Annotated in this window: 17 protein-coding genes and 1 tRNA gene; 10 read left to right on the forward strand and 8 right to left on the reverse strand. The window is 62.7% G+C overall.

Going from position 1 to position 18,446, the window contains the following annotated elements; translation table 11 throughout:
- Positions 1-86: 86 nt before the first annotated feature.
- From AAFN84_RS12400 to AAFN84_RS12425, 6 genes are all read right to left on the reverse strand, one after another.
- Positions 87-719 (reverse strand): recombinase family protein, encoded by a 633-nt coding sequence (locus AAFN84_RS12400; protein WP_347514858.1) that lies wholly within the window; start codon positions 717-719, stop codon positions 87-89.
- A gap of 443 nt (positions 720-1,162) precedes the next feature.
- On the reverse strand, positions 1,163-1,792 hold the full coding sequence (locus tag AAFN84_RS12405; RefSeq protein ID WP_347514859.1) for a hypothetical protein: 630 nt from the start codon (positions 1,790-1,792) through the stop codon (positions 1,163-1,165).
- 79 nt (positions 1,793-1,871) lie between these two features.
- Entirely contained in the window at positions 1,872-2,405 is a 534-nt protein-coding gene (gene rnhA, locus AAFN84_RS12410; protein ID WP_347514860.1) for a ribonuclease HI, read from the reverse strand.
- A 212-nt stretch (positions 2,406-2,617) separates the two neighbouring features.
- Positions 2,618-2,821, reverse strand: a complete 204-nt coding sequence (locus AAFN84_RS12415; RefSeq protein ID WP_347514861.1) for a hypothetical protein — start codon at positions 2,819-2,821, stop codon at positions 2,618-2,620.
- A 343-nt stretch (positions 2,822-3,164) separates the two neighbouring features.
- A tRNA-Ala gene (locus AAFN84_RS12420) sits at positions 3,165-3,240 on the reverse strand.
- Between the two features lie 98 nt (positions 3,241-3,338).
- Complete coding sequence (locus AAFN84_RS12425; RefSeq protein ID WP_347514862.1) at positions 3,339-3,728, reverse strand: TIGR02300 family protein; 390 nt, start codon at positions 3,726-3,728, stop codon at positions 3,339-3,341.
- Between the two features lie 310 nt (positions 3,729-4,038).
- Here AAFN84_RS12425 and aroA point away from each other — a divergent pair, with 310 nt between their 5' ends.
- The 6 genes from aroA (at position 4,039) to AAFN84_RS12455 (ending at position 10,188) form a co-directional block, all read left to right on the forward strand.
- Complete coding sequence (gene aroA, locus AAFN84_RS12430) at positions 4,039-5,379, forward strand: 3-phosphoshikimate 1-carboxyvinyltransferase (protein ID WP_347514863.1); 1,341 nt, start codon at positions 4,039-4,041, stop codon at positions 5,377-5,379.
- Between the two features lie 10 nt (positions 5,380-5,389).
- Positions 5,390-6,094 (forward strand): SDR family oxidoreductase, encoded by a 705-nt coding sequence (locus AAFN84_RS12435; RefSeq protein ID WP_347514864.1) that lies wholly within the window; start codon positions 5,390-5,392, stop codon positions 6,092-6,094.
- Positions 6,095-6,096: 2 nt separating this feature from the next.
- The gene (gene cmk / locus AAFN84_RS12440; protein ID WP_347515127.1) at positions 6,097-6,747 is read left to right on the forward strand and encodes a (d)CMP kinase; all 651 of its coding nucleotides are present in this window, start codon (positions 6,097-6,099) and stop codon (positions 6,745-6,747) included.
- 227 nt (positions 6,748-6,974) lie between these two features.
- Positions 6,975-8,672: a 30S ribosomal protein S1 gene (rpsA, locus tag AAFN84_RS12445; protein ID WP_347514865.1), complete on the forward strand. Its 1,698-nt coding sequence runs from the start codon at positions 6,975-6,977 to the stop codon at positions 8,670-8,672.
- A 154-nt stretch (positions 8,673-8,826) separates the two neighbouring features.
- The gene (locus AAFN84_RS12450; RefSeq protein ID WP_347514866.1) at positions 8,827-9,024 is read left to right on the forward strand and encodes a CsbD family protein; all 198 of its coding nucleotides are present in this window, start codon (positions 8,827-8,829) and stop codon (positions 9,022-9,024) included.
- Between the two features lie 132 nt (positions 9,025-9,156).
- Positions 9,157-10,188: a histone deacetylase family protein gene (locus AAFN84_RS12455; protein ID WP_347514867.1), complete on the forward strand. Its 1,032-nt coding sequence runs from the start codon at positions 9,157-9,159 to the stop codon at positions 10,186-10,188.
- Here the strand turns inward: AAFN84_RS12455 and AAFN84_RS12460 are convergent.
- A complete protein-coding gene (locus AAFN84_RS12460; protein ID WP_347514868.1) occupies positions 10,185-11,810 on the reverse strand; it encodes a GMC family oxidoreductase N-terminal domain-containing protein in 1,626 nt (541 codons plus the stop codon). The genes AAFN84_RS12455 and AAFN84_RS12460 overlap by 4 nt on opposite strands.
- A gap of 271 nt (positions 11,811-12,081) precedes the next feature.
- Between AAFN84_RS12460 and AAFN84_RS12465 the strand changes: the two genes are divergently transcribed.
- A complete protein-coding gene (locus AAFN84_RS12465) occupies positions 12,082-14,037 on the forward strand; it encodes a DUF4214 domain-containing protein (RefSeq protein ID WP_347514869.1) in 1,956 nt (651 codons plus the stop codon).
- A 55-nt stretch (positions 14,038-14,092) separates the two neighbouring features.
- Here the strand turns inward: AAFN84_RS12465 and AAFN84_RS12470 are convergent, their stop codons facing one another.
- Positions 14,093-15,697, reverse strand: a complete 1,605-nt coding sequence (locus AAFN84_RS12470) for a DUF4214 domain-containing protein (RefSeq protein WP_347514870.1) — start codon at positions 15,695-15,697, stop codon at positions 14,093-14,095.
- A gap of 543 nt (positions 15,698-16,240) precedes the next feature.
- On the opposite strand from AAFN84_RS12470, the gene AAFN84_RS12475 reads away from it, so the two are divergent.
- From AAFN84_RS12475 to AAFN84_RS12485, 3 genes are all read left to right on the forward strand, one after another.
- Positions 16,241-16,681: a DUF2852 domain-containing protein gene (locus tag AAFN84_RS12475; protein ID WP_347514871.1), complete on the forward strand. Its 441-nt coding sequence runs from the start codon at positions 16,241-16,243 to the stop codon at positions 16,679-16,681.
- A 312-nt stretch (positions 16,682-16,993) separates the two neighbouring features.
- Positions 16,994-17,758 (forward strand): M48 family metallopeptidase, encoded by a 765-nt coding sequence (locus AAFN84_RS12480; protein ID WP_347514872.1) that lies wholly within the window; start codon positions 16,994-16,996, stop codon positions 17,756-17,758.
- Between the two features lie 26 nt (positions 17,759-17,784).
- A complete protein-coding gene (locus tag AAFN84_RS12485) occupies positions 17,785-18,444 on the forward strand; it encodes a hypothetical protein (RefSeq protein ID WP_347514873.1) in 660 nt (219 codons plus the stop codon).
- Positions 18,445-18,446 lie beyond the last annotated feature (2 nt).

Genomic DNA, 18,446 nt, shown 5'->3' on the forward strand with positions numbered 1-18,446 from the left:
TCGTTTCGTTGCCAGATCGCGAGGGTATACTGATTTGGTTCTCATATCGAAAACAAACAGATACGCCCCGCCTCACGGAGGCACCGTCATGCCCAAGCCGCGAGAACCGCGCTTGCAGCAGCCGGGTCAGCCTTGATGCGGAGGACCGTCTGGCGGGATAGGCCAGTCGTGCGGGCGATTTCGCTGGTCCCTGCCGTTCCCGAGCCGAGCATATCCAACACCGCCTGGAGTGACCGATGGTCGTAGCTCGGCTTGCGGCCGAGATAGGTCTTGCCGTCGGCCTTTGCCGCCTCAATACCGGCCCGCTGGCTGGCTTTGGTGGCTTCATGCTGGGCTTGTGCCGTAGCGGCCATGAAGCCGATCAGCGCATCACGCACTGCCTTCTGGACAGGGTCAGTTGTCGCTCCATCGAAGGTCATGTTGTTGATGACCGTTCGGATGATGACGCCTCGGCGCATGAACTCCTCGATAGCTCCCCGCACGTCATCGTAGTTGCGCCCAAGCCGATCGACCCAGCGAACCACCAGCGTGTCTCCCCGGCGAAGCATGTCGAATAGGCGCTTGCCCTGCGGACGCTCGCGGAGGCTGGTTGATACGCCCGAGACGCCATGGTCTGCGACAACTTCGTCGATGTTGAACCCAGCTTTTTCGGCCTGGGTCCTCTGGTGGTCAAGGGTCTGGTCGGTCGTGGAGACGCGGGCGTATAAAATGGTAGCCATGTGGGTTCCGAAGAGTGTCCGTTGAAGTTATGTCCGATAAGGGGCATGTCCGTTGGCATGCGTCAACCCCAACGGACACGCTTTAGAGCAGCAGCGGTGTTGTTCGTTAGGCTATACCCATACGGACAAGATCGTCCCAAGCTCGGTAGTGCCGCTAGGTTTTCAGGATGTTTCGTCCACCGCGCCTTCCATCAAACAACTGAAGCACTACCTCACATCTCTCTCTGGCGAGATCGAGCCGGGTAGAGGGGGGAGCGCACTCTCCTCCTCTATTGATTACCGGCTCGGATTTTTGCGGGAAAATAGGCGCGACCGACGAAGGGTTGATGAGCCCGCAATGAGAAGTGAGACCAAAAAGACTAGGCCCGGCCACTCCAGCTTGGCTAGCTATCAAGGCGCCATTTTTCACATGGTTGTAGTCATGGGTAATATATCCAGGCAACCTACTCTTTTTGCCAGAAGCTCAACGGGGCGTCAGCATGGAGAGAAGAACGCAGAGCCTTCCGTTCATCAAGGTCCATTGCCTTCAGTGCCTTCGCGTCCCTGATCTGAGCAGAACGAACGTTCATCCACTTGGCAATCATTTGCTGCGTAACATTCAAGATGAGCCCCATTTCGCACTGGGTCAAATGGGGAAAATGGTCGATCAACCACGAGACCGACTGCTGGACCGTGAGGTCGCCATTCAAGCGGTTGCCGTTGAAGTGAGCTAGTGCTCGCGCCGCCTCAACTGTGGAGGCAGTCGCCTCTCTAGCCTTATCCTGAAGGGCCTGCTGCCAGCGACTTGAAAGCCATTGCCGTAGCTCGGGGCCGACAACATCGAAGGGGTGAGTTCCTTTCGCTTCTATTCGCCTGCCCCAGCCCCGCTCTACGACCCATCTGGCAAGGCGGTGACGCCGATGTCGTTCGGCACCCTCCACCACCAGAACTTCGAGCCTGCGGAGGATGTCTCGCACCTCCCGTTTTCCCATATCGTAGAGGTCGCCAAGTTCAGTGATGGTAATCCAGTCGCCTTGGGATACACGCGACAGGGTGCCGGTCTTTCGATCCAGGATTTCGTTGAAGTATTCCATGTGGTCTCGTTACGGTTCCCGCACGAAAAGCCCCGCCTTCGGTGAAGGCAGGGCCTGCGGACATGATGATGGAAGGTGACTAGGCGACGCGTTTTAGCTGTAGTGCCCGGTCAAGAGTGGCTTGAGCTAGGGCGTTGGCCTGCTCGTTTTCTGGGTGACCGGCATGACCCCGAACCCAGGTCCAGGTGATGTGCCTTTCACTTGCTGCACCGATCAGAGCTTCCCACAGCTCCCGGTTCTTGACCGGTTTGCCTTCGGAACTGCGCCAGCCGTTGGAATTCCACCTCGGAACCCATTCCGTCATGCCCTTTGTCAGGTATTCGCTGTCAGTGAACAGGGTCACCGGTGCGCTGCGGTGCTCTGGCCGATTGTGCGCGTTGAGCCATGTCAAGGCCTTGATGGCGGCCGTCAGCTCCATCTCGTTGTTGGTGGTCTCGCGTTTCAAGCCGAAAAGCTCACGAGGCGAGCCTATTAGAGTTTGGCCTTCCTTCGAAAAGAGTATCGCACCCCATGCGCCGGGACCGGGGTTGCCTCGACAAGCTCCATCGGTCGCGATTTCGTAACGGCGGCTGATGGTATCGGTCGTTGAAGCGAGAGTTTGGGTATTGGACATTGTTTTTCCTTGCGGGTGTCGCAGACAGAAAAGCCCCACCTCGGACGAGGCAGGGCTCTGATATGGATGAATGGTGTGCTTGGTCTCCTAGAGGGGGCCCTAATCGCATCCGGTGGATCAGAGCTCCCAAGGTGAGGGGTAATCGATCTATCTAGGGGGTGGGGTAATCGCTCCCACGGCCGCATGGGCTCCTAGGGTGAGGGGTAACCGAACTACAGCCCGCCCATCGACTTGAAGACGCTCCAACCTGCCCATGCTGCGACGAACCAGCAGGCAACTCTAATCGGCAGCGCCAGCACCGAGAACCGCAGCAGCATGTTCATGTATGGGCTGGCACCACATGCGAAGCCGTGGATTGCCCCAAAGAGGGCGTTGACGGCGACGAAAGCACCCAAGGCAGCAATAAGCGCGATCATGGAAGCGCCTCCGCCTGGAGCAAGTCATTCGAGGAGAGTGTGTTGGAACCGCGCATTGAACACCTGTGTCTCGCGGTGGCGCTGCCCGTCATCGGGCATCGTGAGGGCATAGCAGCCCCCAGGGTGACGCATGTGGCGGCAACCGGGTCGTGAAGCTGTGTTCCTCGTCCCCGTATGCGCCTCCATGCGCCCGCCAAGGGGCTGCTATGGATGGCGCGCCACAACGCAACCGACTATGCGGCTGCTGGGGTACGCAGATGGGGTACGTCGCGGGGTACGCGGTGAACGCCACGCTCCGGGTAAGCTCTTGAAATTAAAGAAGAAATAGCATCCAAAAAAAGGATGGTGGAGCCAAGCGGGATCGAACCGCTGACCTCCTGCATGCCATGCAGGCGCTCTCCCAGCTGAGCTATGGCCCCACGCAGTATCCGGCACGCTTGGGCATCGTCCCGGTTCGAGGCGGCTTCTAGCGCTCGCCGCCTCCAAGATCAAGCCTCATTGTGAGGCATTTTGACGATCAGGTGTCGTCGTCGTCGTCGCCAACGCCAATGATGTCGGTCACGTCGTCGTCATCGTCTTCCTCGTCGTCGGCGAGGAACGTGTCGTCATCGTCGTCATCGCCTAGGTCGACGTCTTCCTCGTCATCGGCGAGTTCGACATCATCGCTGCCCTTGGCTTCCTCGTCGGCTTCCTCCAGCGAGACGACCTCCGGGGCGCCTTCCTCGAGGTCGAGTTCCTTCTCCTCGGTCTCTTCTTCCTCGACGATAGCCGCCGTGCCGCTGTCGAAATAGCTGCGCGGATAGGACTGGCCCGTATAGGGCGACACGATCGGATCCTTGTTCAGGTCGTAGAACTTGCGGCCCGTTTCGGGGCAGATGCGTTTTGTGCCGAGTTCGGGTTTAGCCACGTGCTGCCTCTTTCAATCTGCATTCGGGGGTTGCGGACCGGCTGCCGCCGCCTCGTCCGCCCAGAGGATGCCGCCTCATCGACGCGGACTGATCCTCGTGAATTTTCGGTCCCCTTAGCGGCAAGTTGCCGTGCTGTCAAAGCCTATGTCAACGGCTTCCGCCGACTTGCCGCAGACAGGCGCCGCAGCGGGGAAAACGGCATTCGACGAAGGTTGCGCCGCCAGGGGATGACCGGGTGACGCGCGCATGGTAGGACGCCGCCGCGACAAGCAGGCTCGGCCTGCGGCAAGACCCGCCAGGATTCGCCAGATGAACACACACGCACACCCTCTTCCAGCCACCGCTTCGGCCTCGCAGCCGCTGTCGGGTCGCGTCCGCGTGCCCGGCGACAAGTCTATCTCGCACCGGTCCTTCATGTTTGGTGGGCTCGCCTCGGGCCAGACACGGATAACCGGGCTGCTGGAAGGCGAGGACGTGCTGCGCACCGGCGAGGCGATGAAGGCGATGGGCGCCCGTATCGAAAAGCACGGCGACGAATGGGTGATCGACGGCGTCGGCAATGGTTGCCTCCTCGAACCGTCGGCACCGCTCGATTTCGGCAATGCCGGCACCGGCGCGCGCCTCACCATGGGGCTGGTCGGCACCTACGACATGGCGACCACCTTCGTCGGTGATCCGTCGCTGTCGAAACGACCCATGGGCCGGGTGCTCGCCCCCCTGCGCGAGATGGGCGTCCAGGTGATCGATGCCGCGCCCAGCGACCGCCTGCCGCTGACCCTGCGCGGTCCCCGACGGGCAGCGCCCATCACCTATCGTGTGCCGATGGCCTCGGCGCAGGTCAAATCGGCGGTGCTGCTGGCCGCCTTGAACACGCCGGGCACCACCACGGTGGTCGAGCCGGTAATGACCCGCGACCACACCGAGAAGATGCTCAAGGGCTTTGGCGCCGAGATCGATGTGGAGACAGATTCCGACGGCGTGCGTCACATCCGCATCACCGGTGAAGGCACGCTGAGCGGCCAGACCATCGCCGTTCCTGGCGATCCCTCCTCCGCGGCGTTTCCGCTGGTGGCGGCGTTGATCGTGCCGGGGTCGGACATCGTTATCGAGAACGTCCTGATGAACCCGACGCGAACCGGCCTGATCGACACGCTGCTCGAAATGGGCGCCGATATCGAAGTGCTGGACAGGCGTGACGCGGGCGGCGAGGCCGTCGCGGACCTGCGTGTCCGCCACTCACACCTGAAGGGAACCAGGGTTCCGCCGTCGCGAGCGCCCTTCATGATCGACGAATATCCGGTGCTCGCGGTTGCCGCATCCTTTGCCGAGGGCGAAACGGTGATGGACGGTATCGAGGAACTGCGCGTCAAGGAAAGTGACAGGCTCGCCGCCGTGGCACGCGGGCTGGAGGCCAACGGCGTCGACTGCACGGAGGGCGAGGCTTCCTTGACCGTACGGGGGGTTCCGGGCGGCAAGGGGCTGGGCGGCGGGATGGTCGAAACCCATCTCGACCACCGCATCGCGATGAGCTTCCTGGTCATGGGTCTGGCGTCGCACAAGTCGGTCAGCATTGACGATCGGGCGATGATCGCCACCAGCTTTCCGGAATTCATGGACCTGATGACCGGGCTGGGCGCACCAATCGAATAGGAGACGGATGATGAGTGCTGAGAAGGTTGCGATGATCATCGGCGGTGGCAGCGGCATGGGCGCGGCATCCGCGCGCAAGCTCGCCGAAAGCGGCTACGCCGTCACCGTAATGTCTTCGTCGGGCAAGGGCGAAGCGCTCGGCAAAGAGCTCGGCGGGCTCGGCTTCACCGGTTCGAACCAGTCCAATGAGGACCTGAAACGCTTCTTCGACCTGACGATGGAACGCCACGGGCGCGTCGACGTGCTCGTCAACGGCGCCGGCCATGGCCCCAAGGCGCCGCTGCTGGAGATCACCGACGATCAGTGGCACGCCGGCCTCGACGTATATTTCATGAACGTGGTGCGCGCCGTGCGTCTGGTTGCGCCCACAATGATCGCGCAGAAGGCGGGCTCGATCGTCAACATCTCCACCGCATGGGTGGATGAGCCCAGCGATATGTTCCCTACCTCCGCCGTCGCGCGTTCGGGCCTGACGGCCTACACCAAGCTCTTCGCCGATCAGTATGCGTCGCAAAACGTGCGCATCAACAACGTGCTGCCCGGCTGGATCGACAGCCTGCCGGAGAAGGACGAGCGTCGCGACAGCGTGCCGATGGGGCGCTATGGCACGGCCGACGAAGTCGCCGAGCTGGTGCTGTTCCTCGCCAGCGAGAAATCGTCCTACATCACCGGCCAGAGCCTGCGCATCGACGGCGGCCTGATGCGGTCCGTGTGAGCGTGGCACGCCCTTTCATCATCGCCATTGACGGCCCGGCCGGGGCGGGCAAGGGCACGATGGCGCGGCGGCTGGCCGACCATTTTCATCTCAGCCTGCTCGACACCGGCCTGACCTACCGCGCGGTGGCGCATCGCATGCTGAGCTACGGCCTGCCGCTGGACAACGCCTCGGCTGCCGAAACGGCCGCCCGGCAGGTTGACCTCGGGTCGATGGACCGAGAAACACTGTCGCAGCATTTCATCGGTGATGCCGCATCTCAGGTTGCCGCCATTCCGGCCGTCCGTAGGGCACTGGTCGAAAAGCAGCGCGAATTCGCCAAGACCCCGCCGGGCGCGGTGCTGGATGGGCGCGACATCGGCACCGTGGTGTGCCCGGATGCCGACGTGAAGCTCTACGTGACCGCCAGTTCCGAGGTGCGCGCGCGCCGCAGGCTGGCTGAGATCGAGGCCCGGGGCGGCACGGCCGATCTGCAGCAAATCCTGGCCGACATCGAACGCCGCGATGCCCGCGACATGGGGCGCGAGGATTCGCCATTGAAGCCAGCGTCAGACGCCCACTTGCTCGACACGAGCGAAATGGATATAGAGACGGCGTTCCAGGCGGCGAGAATGCTGGTCGAGACGGCCATGGCTACCCGGAGCAAAGACTAGAGTCAGGAAGCGACGCACCTTGTCCTGTAAAGATCGGGAAAGGAATGCGGCGCATTTCCGCTTAGGTCTTGAACCGGCCAGCCCGCATCTTCATGCGCCGGAATCGCCACGAAAGTGGCACGTCGATCCGCGAAAGCGGGTCGCGATGTGTGGCAGGCCATACGCAACGCAAACCACGGCGCGCGCCCGTGAGACCGCAAAGCGGTCCGGGCATATCAGGAGCACCAATGTCCAACGCTAATCCTTCCCGTGACGATTTCGCCAGCCTGCTCGAGGAGACATTCTCCGAAAGCCATTCCGCTGAGGGATCAGTCGTCAAGGGTCTCATCACGGCCATCGAAAAGGACATGGCCATCATCGACGTCGGCCTGAAGGTCGAAGGTCGAGTGCCGCTCAAGGAGTTCGGCGTCAACGCCAAGGAACTCAAGGCCGGCGATGAAGTCGAAGTTTATGTCGAGCGCATCGAAAACGCGCTTGGCGAAGCGATGCTGTCGCGCGAAAAGGCGCGCCGCGAGGAGAGCTGGGTCAAGCTCGAAGCCAAGTTCAATGCTGGCGAGCGCGTCGAAGGCGTGATCTTCAACCAGGTCAAGGGCGGCTTCACGGTCGATCTCGACGGCGCCGTGGCATTCCTGCCGCGCTCGCAGGTCGACATTCGCCCGATCCGCGACGTCACCCCGCTGATGCACAACCCGCAGCCCTTCGAGATCCTGAAGATGGATCGCCGTCGCGGCAACATCGTCGTTTCGCGCCGCACCGTGCTCGAAGAGAGCCGTGCAGAGCAGCGTTCGGAAATCGTCCAGAACCTCGAAGAGGGTCAGGTCGTTGAAGGCGTCGTCAAGAACATCACCGACTACGGTGCGTTCGTCGACCTCGGCGGCATCGACGGCCTGCTGCACGTCACCGACATGGCATGGCGCCGCGTCAACCATCCGACCGAAATCCTCAACATCGGTCAGACGGTCAAGGTGCAGATCATCCGCATCAACCAGGAAACCCACCGCATCTCGCTCGGCATGAAGCAGCTCGAGAGCGATCCGTGGCAGGATATCGGCACCAAGTTCCCGATCGGCAAGAAGATCACGGGCACCGTCACGAACATCACCGACTACGGTGCGTTCGTCGAGCTGGAGCCGGGCATCGAGGGCCTCATCCACGTCTCCGAAATGTCGTGGACCAAGAAGAACGTGCACCCCGGCAAGATCCTGTCGACGACTCAGGAAGTCGACGTGGTGGTGCTCGAGGTCGACCCGCAGAAGCGCCGCATCTCGCTCGGCCTCAAGCAGACGCTCGAGAATCCTTGGGAGGCATTCGCCCGCAACCATCCGACCGGTTCGGTGGTCGAGGGCGAGGTCAAGAACAAGACCGAGTTCGGCCTGTTCATCGGCCTCGACGGCGACGTCGACGGCATGGTCCACCTCTCCGACCTCGACTGGAACCGTCCGGGCGAGCAGGTCATCGAGGAGTACAACCGCGGCGACATGGTATCGGCGCAGGTTCTCGACGTCGACATCGAGAAGGAGCGCATCTCGCTCGGCATCAAGCAGCTTTCGCGTGATGCCATCGGCGAGGCCGCTTCTTCGGGCGAGCTGCGCAAGGGCGCCGTCGTCACCTGCGAGGTCACGGACGTCAAGGACGGCGGGCTGGAAGTCCGTCTCGTCGATCACGATGTCGAGAGCTTCATCAAGCGTTCGGACCTGTCGCGCGACCGCGACGAGCAGCGTCCGGAGCGTTTCCAGGTCGGCCAGAAGGTCGATGCCCGCGTCATCGCCTTCGACAAGAAGACCCGCAAGCTGCAGGTCTCGATCAAGGCGCTGGAAATCGCCGAAGAGAAGGAAGCCGTCGCACAGTATGGTTCGACCGACTCCGGCGCTTCGCTGGGCGACATTCTGGGCGCCGCGCTCAAGAAGCAGACCACCAAGGACTGATCGTCCCACCTCTTGGTGAGACAGGAAGGCCGCCGGAGCGATCCGGCGGCCTTTTCATTTGGCAGCTACAGCGCGCGGGAACCCGTGCGGACATCTGGCGTTGTTGAAGCACAAGGGCGGCGATAGTCGCCTTCAAGAAGAAAGGACGATCACGATGAACTGGAATCAGGTCGAAGGAAATTGGGAACAGTTCAAGGGCAAGGTCCAGCAGCAGTGGGGCAAGCTCACCAATGACGATCTCGATGTCGTCAAGGGCAAGCGCACCGAACTCGCCGGCCGTATCCAGGAGCGTTACGGCAAGGCTGAGGACGAAGCGGAAAGAGATATCGACGACTGGCTGGGCCGCCACTGATCCCGTCCCGGTCACACTGGAAAGCCCCGCCTCGAGCGGGGCTTTCTGCATCTGGCGCCAGTCGCCACTTGCCCCGTGCATCTGCCATTGACTAGCCTGACCGGACGATCTCGGGCAGGCGGCAGGCAACCTATGAAAACGATCTTCTCACCACGGCACGCGCGCCATTCCGGCAATCTCGAATTGTGCGGCAACGAACTCGTGCCCGCTTTCGAGAAGCCGTCGCGCGCGGAGATTATACGCAAGCGCATCGACGCTATCGGGCTTGGTCCGGTGGACGAACCCATCGAGCATGACCTCGCGGTCGCCGCCAAGGTCCACGACCCCGCCTATCTCGACTTCCTTCCGACCGTCTACCCGGAATGGGAGAAGTCCGGCCGCACGGGAACGGCCCTTCCCTTTGTCTGGCCGACGCGCGGACTTCGCGGCGATGTCGTGCCACAGGCCATCGACGCGAGGCTCGGCTATTATTCGTTCGATGCGGGCGCGACATTCGTCAAGGGAACCTGGGAAGCGGTCAAGTCATCCCACGATACGGCCCTGACGGCGGCGCGCCTGCTGCATGCCGGCGAGCGCGCGGCCTTCGCGCTGTGCCGCCCGCCCGGCCATCATGCCGGCCGCGCCTTCATGGGCGGCTATTGCTACATCAACAATGCCGCCGTCGCCGCCCAATGGCTGCTCGACAACGGCGCGGGACGCGTCTCGATCCTCGATATCGACTACCACCATGGCAACGGCACGCAGCAGATCTTCTACGCGCGATCCGACGTCCAGGTGGTCAATCTGCATGCCGATCCACTGGTCGAGTATCCGCATTTCCTCGGCCATGCCGACGAACGCGGCGAGGGTGGAGGCGAGGGCTTCAACCACAATTTCCCGATGCCGTTCGGGACGCGCTTTGGCGACTGGAGCGCCGCGCTCGACAAGGGCTGCGAGCTCGTCGCCTCGCACGCACCGGACGTACTGGTCGTCTCGCTCGGCGTCGACACGTTCGAGCGCGATCCGATCAGCAGTTTCAAGCTCAAGAGCGCGGACTATCTGCGGATCGGCAGCCGGATCGCCAAGCTCGGACTGCCGACGCTGTTCGTGATGGAAGGCGGATATGCCGTCGACGAGATCGGCGTCAACGCTGTCGGCGTATTGACGGGCTTCGAGGAGGGTTAGGCCGCCACGCGCCGGCCGGCCAGGATCATGTCGGCCGCCTTTTCCGCGATCATGACGACCGGTGACGCGGTATTGCCTGACGTGATCTTCGGCATGATCGAGGCATCGACCACACGCAGCCCATCAAGGCCACGCACGCGCAGATCCGGCGCAACGACGGCTGCCGCGTCGACGCCCATCCGGCAGGTGCCGACAGGGTGGAAAATCGTGGTCGCGATGTCTCCCACCTTCTCCAGAAGGTCGTCATCGGACTCAAATTGCGTGCCTGGCAGGATTTCGCTCGGGCGATAGCGGGCCAGCGCCTTCGCCGTCATGATCCTGCGCGCCTGGCGCACTGCCTCGACGGCGACCTGGCGATCGTTTTCGGCGGACAAATAGTTGAGGCGGATTTCCGGCTGCGCCGCGGGATCGCGCGTCGTCGCATGGACGCTGCCGACGCTCTCGGGGCGCAAATTGCAGACCGACACCGTGATTGCCGGAAACGCGTGCAGCGGATCGCCCAGCTTGTCGGTCGACAGCGGCTGGACGTGATATTCGAGGTCGGGAGTGGCCTTCGAGGGGTCAGACTTGGTGAACATGCCGAACTGGCTGGGCGCCATCGACATCGGCCCGCTGCGCGCCAACGCATATTGCAGCCCGATGCGGACCTTGCCGAACCGGCTGTTGAAGAGCTGGTTGAGCGTGCCCGTGCCCTCGACCTTGAAAACGGTGCGGATCTGCAGGTGGTCCTGCAGGTTCTCGCCGACGCCGGGGCTTGCATGCGCCACCTCGATGCCCAGCGCGCCTAGCACCTCCGGCCGGCCGATGCCGGAGAGCTCCATCAGCTTGGGTGAATTGATCGAACCTGCCGCCAGCAGCACTTCGGCATCGGCATGCGCCTCGACGAGCCTGCCCGCCCGGCGATAGCGCACGCCGGTGACGCGCTTGCCGTCGATAATCAGGCTTTCCGTCAAGGCATGGGTGACGACGCGCAGGTTTGGCCGCTTCAGCGCCGGCCTCAAGAACCCCTTGGCGGTGTTCCAGCGCAGGCCGCCGCGCTGGTTGACCTCGAAGAACCCCGACCCTTCATTGTCGCCGTCGTTGAAGTCGGCGCGCGGCATGATGCCGAATTCCCGGGCGCCTTCCTGCACCGCGCGCAGGATGTCCCAGGTCAGCCTCTGCCTGGCCACCTTCCATTCACCGCCGGCGCCGTGCAGCGCGGTCTTGCCGCCATGGTGGTCTTCCGACCTGAGGAAATATGGCAGCACGTCGTCCCAGCCCCAGCCGGCATTGCCCATCTGCCGCCAGCCGTCATAGTCGGCGGCCTGGCCGCGCATATAGATCATGCCATTGACGGAGGTACAGCCGCCCAGCACCTTGCCGCGCGGATAGACCAGCGAGCGGCCATTCAGCCCGGGCTCGGCCGCCGTCTTCATCATCCAGTCGGTGCGCGGATTGCCGATGCAGTAGAGATAGCCCACCGGCACGTGCACCCAGTGATAGTTGTCCGAGCCGCCCGCCTCGATCAGCAGCACGCGCGTGGCCGGATCGCGCGTCAGGCGGTTGGCCAACACGCATCCTGCCGTTCCCGCTCCCACGATGACGTAGTCGTAGCGCCCCTCCAGGGCGGCCGCATCGGCCATGTCGTTCCTCCTCCACGTGCGACCTTCGGCGATCGCCTTCTCCCGCGCCAGCATGCGTCAGCCGCGGCGGAATTGGCAATGGCCTTCGGGTGCGGATCGCTGTCGGGATCGCCAGGCTGCAATCAGTCAAATTGAAGCTATCCGTTTAAGGCTGCATTAAAGTAAACAAATAAGTAAATACTCCGCTCAAATACGTCTTCTCTTCCAAACGGAACCTGCATTCTTCTTCTGTACAACGATCCTCACAACAACCGTGGGGACGGTGTCAGTCATGTCAACTATAGATCGCGTATTCGCAACCGGCACTTCAGTGATCGATGACCTTCTTGCCGCGCGCAAGTGGGTCGGGGAAAGCGTCACGTTCGGATTTGCAGGTTCCGCCTCGATGTTCGCATCGGGCTACGGCAAGGGCGAGGCCAAGAATGGCTTCGAAACGCTCAACTCCAAGCAGCAGCAGGCCACGCACGATGCCATGAAGCTGTGGAACGATCTCATCGCCATCGACATCCAGAAGGCGGGAAGCGCTTCGGATGCCGATATCGTGCTTGGCGTGTCCGACATGCCGTCCACGGCATGGGCGTATACGCCGTCGAGCTCAACGCAGGGCGGCGACGTCTGGCTCGGCTCGACGAGCTGGCTGGTGTCGCCGGCCAAGGGCAATTATGGCTACATGACCATCATGCACGAGATCGGCCATGCGCTCGGTCTCAGCCACCCGCACGAGCAGAAGACCCTGCTGATGGGCGCCGCGATACCTGACGGGCCTGCCGAAGGTCTCTGCCCCTGCTGCGGTGGCGCCGTGCACGGCGAGGTCAGCAACGGGCAGGCCAGCAATGCGCAGGCGGCGGGCGAGACGAGCCTGGCTGCGGCCTCCTTCCAGGGCGTGCGGGCGATCGACGCCATGGCATGGTCGCTGATGAGCTATCGGTCCTATTCGGGCGCCGACATGTCGAGAGGCTACACCAACGAGACCTTCGGCTATGCGCAGACGCCGATGGCACGCGACATCGCCGCGATCCAGCATCTCTACGGCGCCGACTACGAGACCCGTTCGGGCGACACGGTCTATCGCTGGAGCGAGACCACCGGCGAAAAGTTCATCAATGGCGCGGGCCAGGGCAAGCCGGGCGGCAACAAGGTGTTCGAGACCGTGTGGGACGGTGGCGGCCGCGACACGTTCGACTTCTCCAACCACACGACCGACCTGACCGTCGACCTGGCGCCCGGTGCCTGGACAAGCTTCAACAATGCGCAGCTCGCCAATCTCGGCAGCGGCCAGAAGGCCCCCGGCAACGTCGCGCTCGCCTACCTGCATGAAGGCGATGTGCGGGCCACTGTCGAAAACGCGATCGGCGGATCTGGAAATGACAAGATCACCGGCAACGCGGCCGACAATGTGCTCGTCGGCGGTGCCGGCGACGACGTGATCACCGGCGTCGCGGGCCGCAACGTGCTCGTCGGCGACGGGCTCGGCAACGAGCTTGCGCTGATCGGCCTTGACCGGGTCGAGGTGATCTCGGCTGCCGTGCCGGTCGTCACCACCGGGGGCGACGATACTCTGACGGGCGGCGCCGGCAACGACATCTTCGTGCCGGGCCTCGGCGAGAACGTGGTGCGCGGCGGCGAGGGTGCCGACACGCTGATCCTCGACGTCGCCTTCGCCGATCTCGTCATCACCGGCGACACGGCCGGCGCGTTGAAGATCGCCTATGAGGGCGGCTCGGTCGACGCCACCGGCATCGAGTTCCTGGCCGTCAGCGACGGCATCTTCTCGCTGGTTGGTCCGCTCGACGAACTCGCCGAGCGCCAGTACACCGACGAGATCATGCTGCTTTATCGCGCCGGCCTCGGTCGCGACCTCGACGCAGCCGGCCTCGACTACTGGACGGCGGCGCTGGAGAACGGCAACGCGATGGACCAGATGGCCCTGTCGCTGATTGCCAGCCCGGAATTCTCCGAGCGTTTCGGCACGCCGGAGACGATGGACAACACCGACTTCCTGGCAGTGCTGTACGAAAACGTTCTCGGCCGTACCGGCGCGCAGGCGGAAGTCGACTACTGGGCCGGACAGATGGCAGCCGGCGCCGAGCGCGCCGACGTGCTGGTCGCCTTCGCCCAGAGCGACGAAAACCGCGAACTCGCCGCCGCATCCCTGACCATCGAAACCGACACCGGCCTCGACCTGATCGCCGTCACCCAGGCGCAGTGGGCGCAGGTCTGGGGGTAGGGCGAAGAAAAGCCCCGCCGGATAAGCTCCGGCGGGTTTCAACTATTATTGAAAATTACGTATCGGCGTGAGTTGAGTAGAAGTTCTCGTTTACCGACACGCCAGTCACTTTGACGTTGTCGTAGAGGTAGCTTTCGTCATTGCCGAAGTTCTGGTTGTTGAAGATCAGCGTCTCAATGACAGAGGCGCTTGCCGTAGTCAGCCCCTCGTCACGATAGATCTCTTCGCCATTAACGTACCAAATGTGCGCCTCTTCGGTGAACTCGAAGGTCATGTTGACCCATCCGTCGGCTTCGAACTGGACGTACTCGTTAAAGCCCTCCTCGGAGTTCCAGAAGCGGAAGCCAACGAAGCCAGGCTCTGGCTTGTCGCCGTTATCGGGATGCTCGTTCAGCGACCGCTCGGCGCCGGCGTGCTTATCGAGGTACTCGATCATCGACCAGCTTTGCGCGTTGGTATCCGGCGTGGCCATCTGAACCCACACGCCGCTTAGCTGCGCGTCGTCGTCGAGCGCCCACTCAGGATCAATGTAGAAGTCGACGCTCACCGTTGAGCCGTGGGCGGCATTGAGTTCGCCTTCCTCAGCAACGATCTTCGCCCCTTGGTAACGGGCAAAACCAGAAGTCACGCCCTCTTCATTGACGTTGAACGCGATGACGTCGTTCCCGTCCTCGGTTGGGCTGGCGGCCCACTCGATCATTTCAAGCGCGGCGCGGTCTTGAACCCACTCGATACCGCCGAAATCAGATTCGGCTGCGTTGTCGAGTTCAACCAGTGTCTGAACAAGGTCTGGCCGGTCCACGCCATTGAGCGCGTCCCACTCGTCGGCTGCCGAGAATGCCTTCGGCGGGGCTCCGTCTTCGTATGGCCGATCGAGGAACTTGGCACCGACGGATTCGACGAGATCAATGAGTTCCGCTTCCAACTCGTCCGGAAGATTGCGGTCTTCAATGGCGCCTAGAGTTAGGTTGCCAAGTAGATTGTCGTGAAGGCTCTGATCGCGAACGTCCGGATCGGAGTCTTTAACTCGGATGCTCGTGAGAACTGGACCGCCGTCATTCAGATAGTCGACATACTGGACGCCAAGCCTAATGAAAGCCTCGTTGACGTCGTCAATGTAATAGTCGTTGTAATAGGTATCCAGATCTTGCCACTCCGCATGGATGGCCTCGGCCCGCTGCTGGAATGTAGGCGGCGTAACGCCGCCACCACCACCGCCGCCACCAGGCGCCTGGCCCTCTTCCGGTGTGTAGCCCGGCAGATCAGCGTCGATGTCCGCCTGAACTTCTTCTTCGGTCGGCACCGTCTCCGGGTCTTCCGTCACGGTCGAGAGGAACTCGCGGCCATACGCGGCAGCTTCGTTGCCGTCATAGGCCGCGATTTCGGCATCCGTGTCGAGGGAAGCGGTGAAGATGTCGGCGGCGGCGATCTTGTTCTCGATCATTGCGAGGTCTTCGCCCTGCGCGCCATCGAGGATGTTGACCGCGATCGAGCTGAGCGTCTGGGTGCCGTTTTCGAGCGCTTCGAGGAACACGGCCAGGCCTTCCGGGTCGGCTTCGCGGCCGAACAGCGCCTGGTAGATCGACTCGATGATCTCTTCATTGTTCATGCCGACGAAGCGGTCCTGGTACTCTTCGGTACCGGACAGCGCGTCCAGCATGACCGACAGGTCGGCGCCGCCATTGGTCTGCTCTTCCCAGTATTCGAGGCCTAGCGGATCAGCCGGACGACCGAAGAATGCGAGATAGATGCCCTGAATAGATGCCATGTTTGTTGCCTCACTCTGTTGTATTCGTTTGCTGGTTCACGTCAGCACAACAGACTCGGCCCACGCGGCGCGGTGCCGCGATGAGTCATTGCGCGCTCGATTGCTTGTCGTGTGATGAGATATTGTTGGCAGCAGGCCTTCTTTTAGCAGAAGCTAATGCCGCATCTCCCCGGACCCCACACTCAACATCATCACTACAATATATCTAAGCGAAACATCACGCGTTAATCAACCGTTAAGGTTGCGTTTGGGTTAACGCGCTACCCTTCCGGAGGCCGTGCAGAGACCCGACGGGGATCCGCCTCCAATTTACTCAAATCGATTCAGCCGCTTATCCGGATTTGCGGGCCGCCGTCTTGAATCGCCGTTTTCTGCTTCCCATTTCGAATTCAAGCAGCCGACGGAGGCTGCGCCCAAGTGGAAGGAACAGACGAAATGACCAAGACCGCCCTGATCCGGCCTGCGTGGACGCCCGCCACCATCGCGCTGATGGTCGTCGGCTTCATGGTTTTCTGGCCGCTCGGCCTCGCAATGCTCGCCTACATCCTGTGGGGCGACCGCCTCGACGACGTGAAGGGCGAGTGGGGCAAGGCGCGCGAGAGCTTCTTCGGCTCGTCGTGCAGGAAAGGACCCCGCATGCACACCCGCACGACCGGCAATCTCGCTTTCGACGAGTGGCGCGAGAAGGAACTGGCGCGCCTCGACGAGGAGCGCCGCAAGCTGAACGAGGCGCGCGAGGAGTTCGAGGCCTATGCCCGCGAATTGCGCCGCGCCAAGGACCAGGAAGAGTTCGACCGCTTCATGGCCGAGCGCTCCCGCTCGACGCCAGCCCGCAACACGCCGGACCGCGGCGAGGGCCTGCTCGACGACGTGTGACCAGGGAACCCGCACGAAAGTGCATCCTCCCGGAAGCGGCGCTGGAGACATCCGGCGCCGTTTTCGTTTGGCGGCTGGCCTTCGGCTCCGTCGCAGCCAGCCACGGTCGTTCCGGCATGGATCCCCGGGTCAAGCCCGGGGATGACGAAGCGGAGAAGTATGCGGCATCCTCCAACGCCAGTGATTGACACAAGCTCCCATCCCGTCGTCATCCCCGGGCTTGACCCGGGGATCCATGCCGCAAACGTGGCCGGCGATCGCTTGCCGGCCGGTATTGCTTCACGCAGCACGCGAATCGGCTAGGATAGAGCCATGGTCCTCGGCCTCCTCAGAAAAACCCGTTCCCGTCCTGCGCCGCGCGCCGCCGCGCAGGAGCGCATCCATGTCGTCGCAAACCGCGAGTTGCCCTTGCGGATCGTCGAGAACGACCGCGCCAAGCGGCTGACCCTGCGGATCGACGCCGGTGGGCGAGGCTTGCGCGTGACCGTGCCGCCGGGGTTGCGCCAGGGCGAGGTGGATCTTTTTCTCGACCGCCACAGGCACTGGCTGGAAACGCGGCTCGCCAAGCTGCCGGACCGGCCGCAGGTGCGTCCTGGCGTCAAGATTCCGCTGCGCGGCCAGCCGCATCTGATCGTGCACGAACCGGGGCGTCGCGGCACCGCGGTCCCGGGAGAACAGGAGGGCAAACCCGCTCTCATCGTCCATGGCGAGCGGACCCATCTGCCGCGCCGGGTCGCTGACTTCCTGAAACGCGAGGCAAAGCGCGAGATCGAGCCTCTGGTGGCACGGCATGCGGCGAGCGTCGGGCGCCCGGCAAAAGCGGTGCGCTTCAAGGACACCTCGTCGCGCTGGGGGTCGTGCACGTCGGACGGCACGCTGTCATTCTCGTGGCGCATCATGATGGCGCCGCCGGCCGTCATCGACTATCTCGTCGCCCACGAAGTGGCGCATCTCAGGGAGATGAACCACGGACCGGACTTCTGGGCGCTGTGCAAGGAACTGTGCCCGCGCACCGACGAGGCCCGCGCCTGGCTCAAGCGCAATGGCAGCGCATTGCAGGCGATCGACTTCGGATAACCCGTCGCTTACGGCAGGAGGCAAGCTTGGATCTCTTCAATTTTGCCAAGGCTGTCGAGCAGGGCATCTACGATGTGATGATGTGGATATTCTTCTATCCATACACGCTGATCCGCACCGTCATCTTTCCCGCCGCCACGCTGCAATATGTCTATGCTGAATCCCGCAAGCCCAACGACGTCGCCTTTTCGGAGGCGATGCGGCCAGCCCTGCTGATCTTCATCTCGATCGTCATCGGAACCTTGCTCACGCCGTTCAGCGACGACCAGACGGCGCTTTTGCGCGCGACCCGGTTCGGCCGGCTGCTGGCCGATTCGTGGTTCGCGCTGATCTTCTATCGCATGGTGGCGTTTTCGCTGTTTCCGCTCGCCGGTGCGCTGTTGCTGGACGTGCTGACTCCCGGCGCGATTTCCCGCGAGACGCTGCGCACGCCGTTCTACCTGCAATGCTACATCTGCGCGCCGTTCGCCCTGATCGCTTCGCCGACGCTGGTCAACCTCCAACATGACACGCGGTGGGTGTACATGGCCTTCGTGGCGGTGGCGTGCTGGTTCCTGGTGGTACAGTTCCTGTTCTTTCGCAGTTACGCACGGCAGTCGGTCATGCGTTCGCTGCTGCTCGCACCGGCTGTGCTGCTTCTGGGTGCCTTCGGCGGCCTGGCGCTCGGATTGGCCGTGGCGGCTTGAAT

Origin of the sequence: Mesorhizobium sp. CAU 1741, assembly GCF_039839275.1 — a bacterium.
Lineage (GTDB): Bacteria > Pseudomonadota > Alphaproteobacteria > Rhizobiales > Rhizobiaceae > Aerobium.

Bases quoted from the DNA above. Each gene is read 5' to 3' on its own strand.
- AAFN84_RS12400 (WP_347514858.1), bottom strand. From the start codon at position 719: ATGGCTACCATTTTATACGCCCGCGTCTCCACGACCGACCAGACCCTT.
- AAFN84_RS12405 (WP_347514859.1), bottom strand. From the start codon at position 1,792: ATGGAATACTTCAACGAAATCCTGGATCGAAAGACCGGCACCCTGTCG.
- rnhA (WP_347514860.1), bottom strand. From the start codon at position 2,405: ATGTCCAATACCCAAACTCTCGCTTCAACGACCGATACCATCAGCCGC.
- AAFN84_RS12415 (WP_347514861.1), bottom strand. From the start codon at position 2,821: ATGATCGCGCTTATTGCTGCCTTGGGTGCTTTCGTCGCCGTCAACGCC.
- aroA (WP_347514863.1), top strand. From the start codon at position 4,039: ATGAACACACACGCACACCCTCTTCCAGCCACCGCTTCGGCCTCGCAG.
- AAFN84_RS12435 (WP_347514864.1), top strand. From the start codon at position 5,390: ATGAGTGCTGAGAAGGTTGCGATGATCATCGGCGGTGGCAGCGGCATG.
- rpsA (WP_347514865.1), top strand. From the start codon at position 6,975: ATGTCCAACGCTAATCCTTCCCGTGACGATTTCGCCAGCCTGCTCGAG.
- AAFN84_RS12450 (WP_347514866.1), top strand. From the start codon at position 8,827: ATGAACTGGAATCAGGTCGAAGGAAATTGGGAACAGTTCAAGGGCAAG.
- AAFN84_RS12455 (WP_347514867.1), top strand. From the start codon at position 9,157: ATGAAAACGATCTTCTCACCACGGCACGCGCGCCATTCCGGCAATCTC.
- AAFN84_RS12460 (WP_347514868.1), bottom strand. From the start codon at position 11,810: ATGGCCGATGCGGCCGCCCTGGAGGGGCGCTACGACTACGTCATCGTG.
- AAFN84_RS12465 (WP_347514869.1), top strand. From the start codon at position 12,082: ATGTCAACTATAGATCGCGTATTCGCAACCGGCACTTCAGTGATCGAT.
- AAFN84_RS12470 (WP_347514870.1), bottom strand. From the start codon at position 15,697: ATGCTGGACGCGCTGTCCGGTACCGAAGAGTACCAGGACCGCTTCGTC.
- AAFN84_RS12475 (WP_347514871.1), top strand. From the start codon at position 16,241: ATGACCAAGACCGCCCTGATCCGGCCTGCGTGGACGCCCGCCACCATC.
- AAFN84_RS12480 (WP_347514872.1), top strand. From the start codon at position 16,994: ATGGTCCTCGGCCTCCTCAGAAAAACCCGTTCCCGTCCTGCGCCGCGC.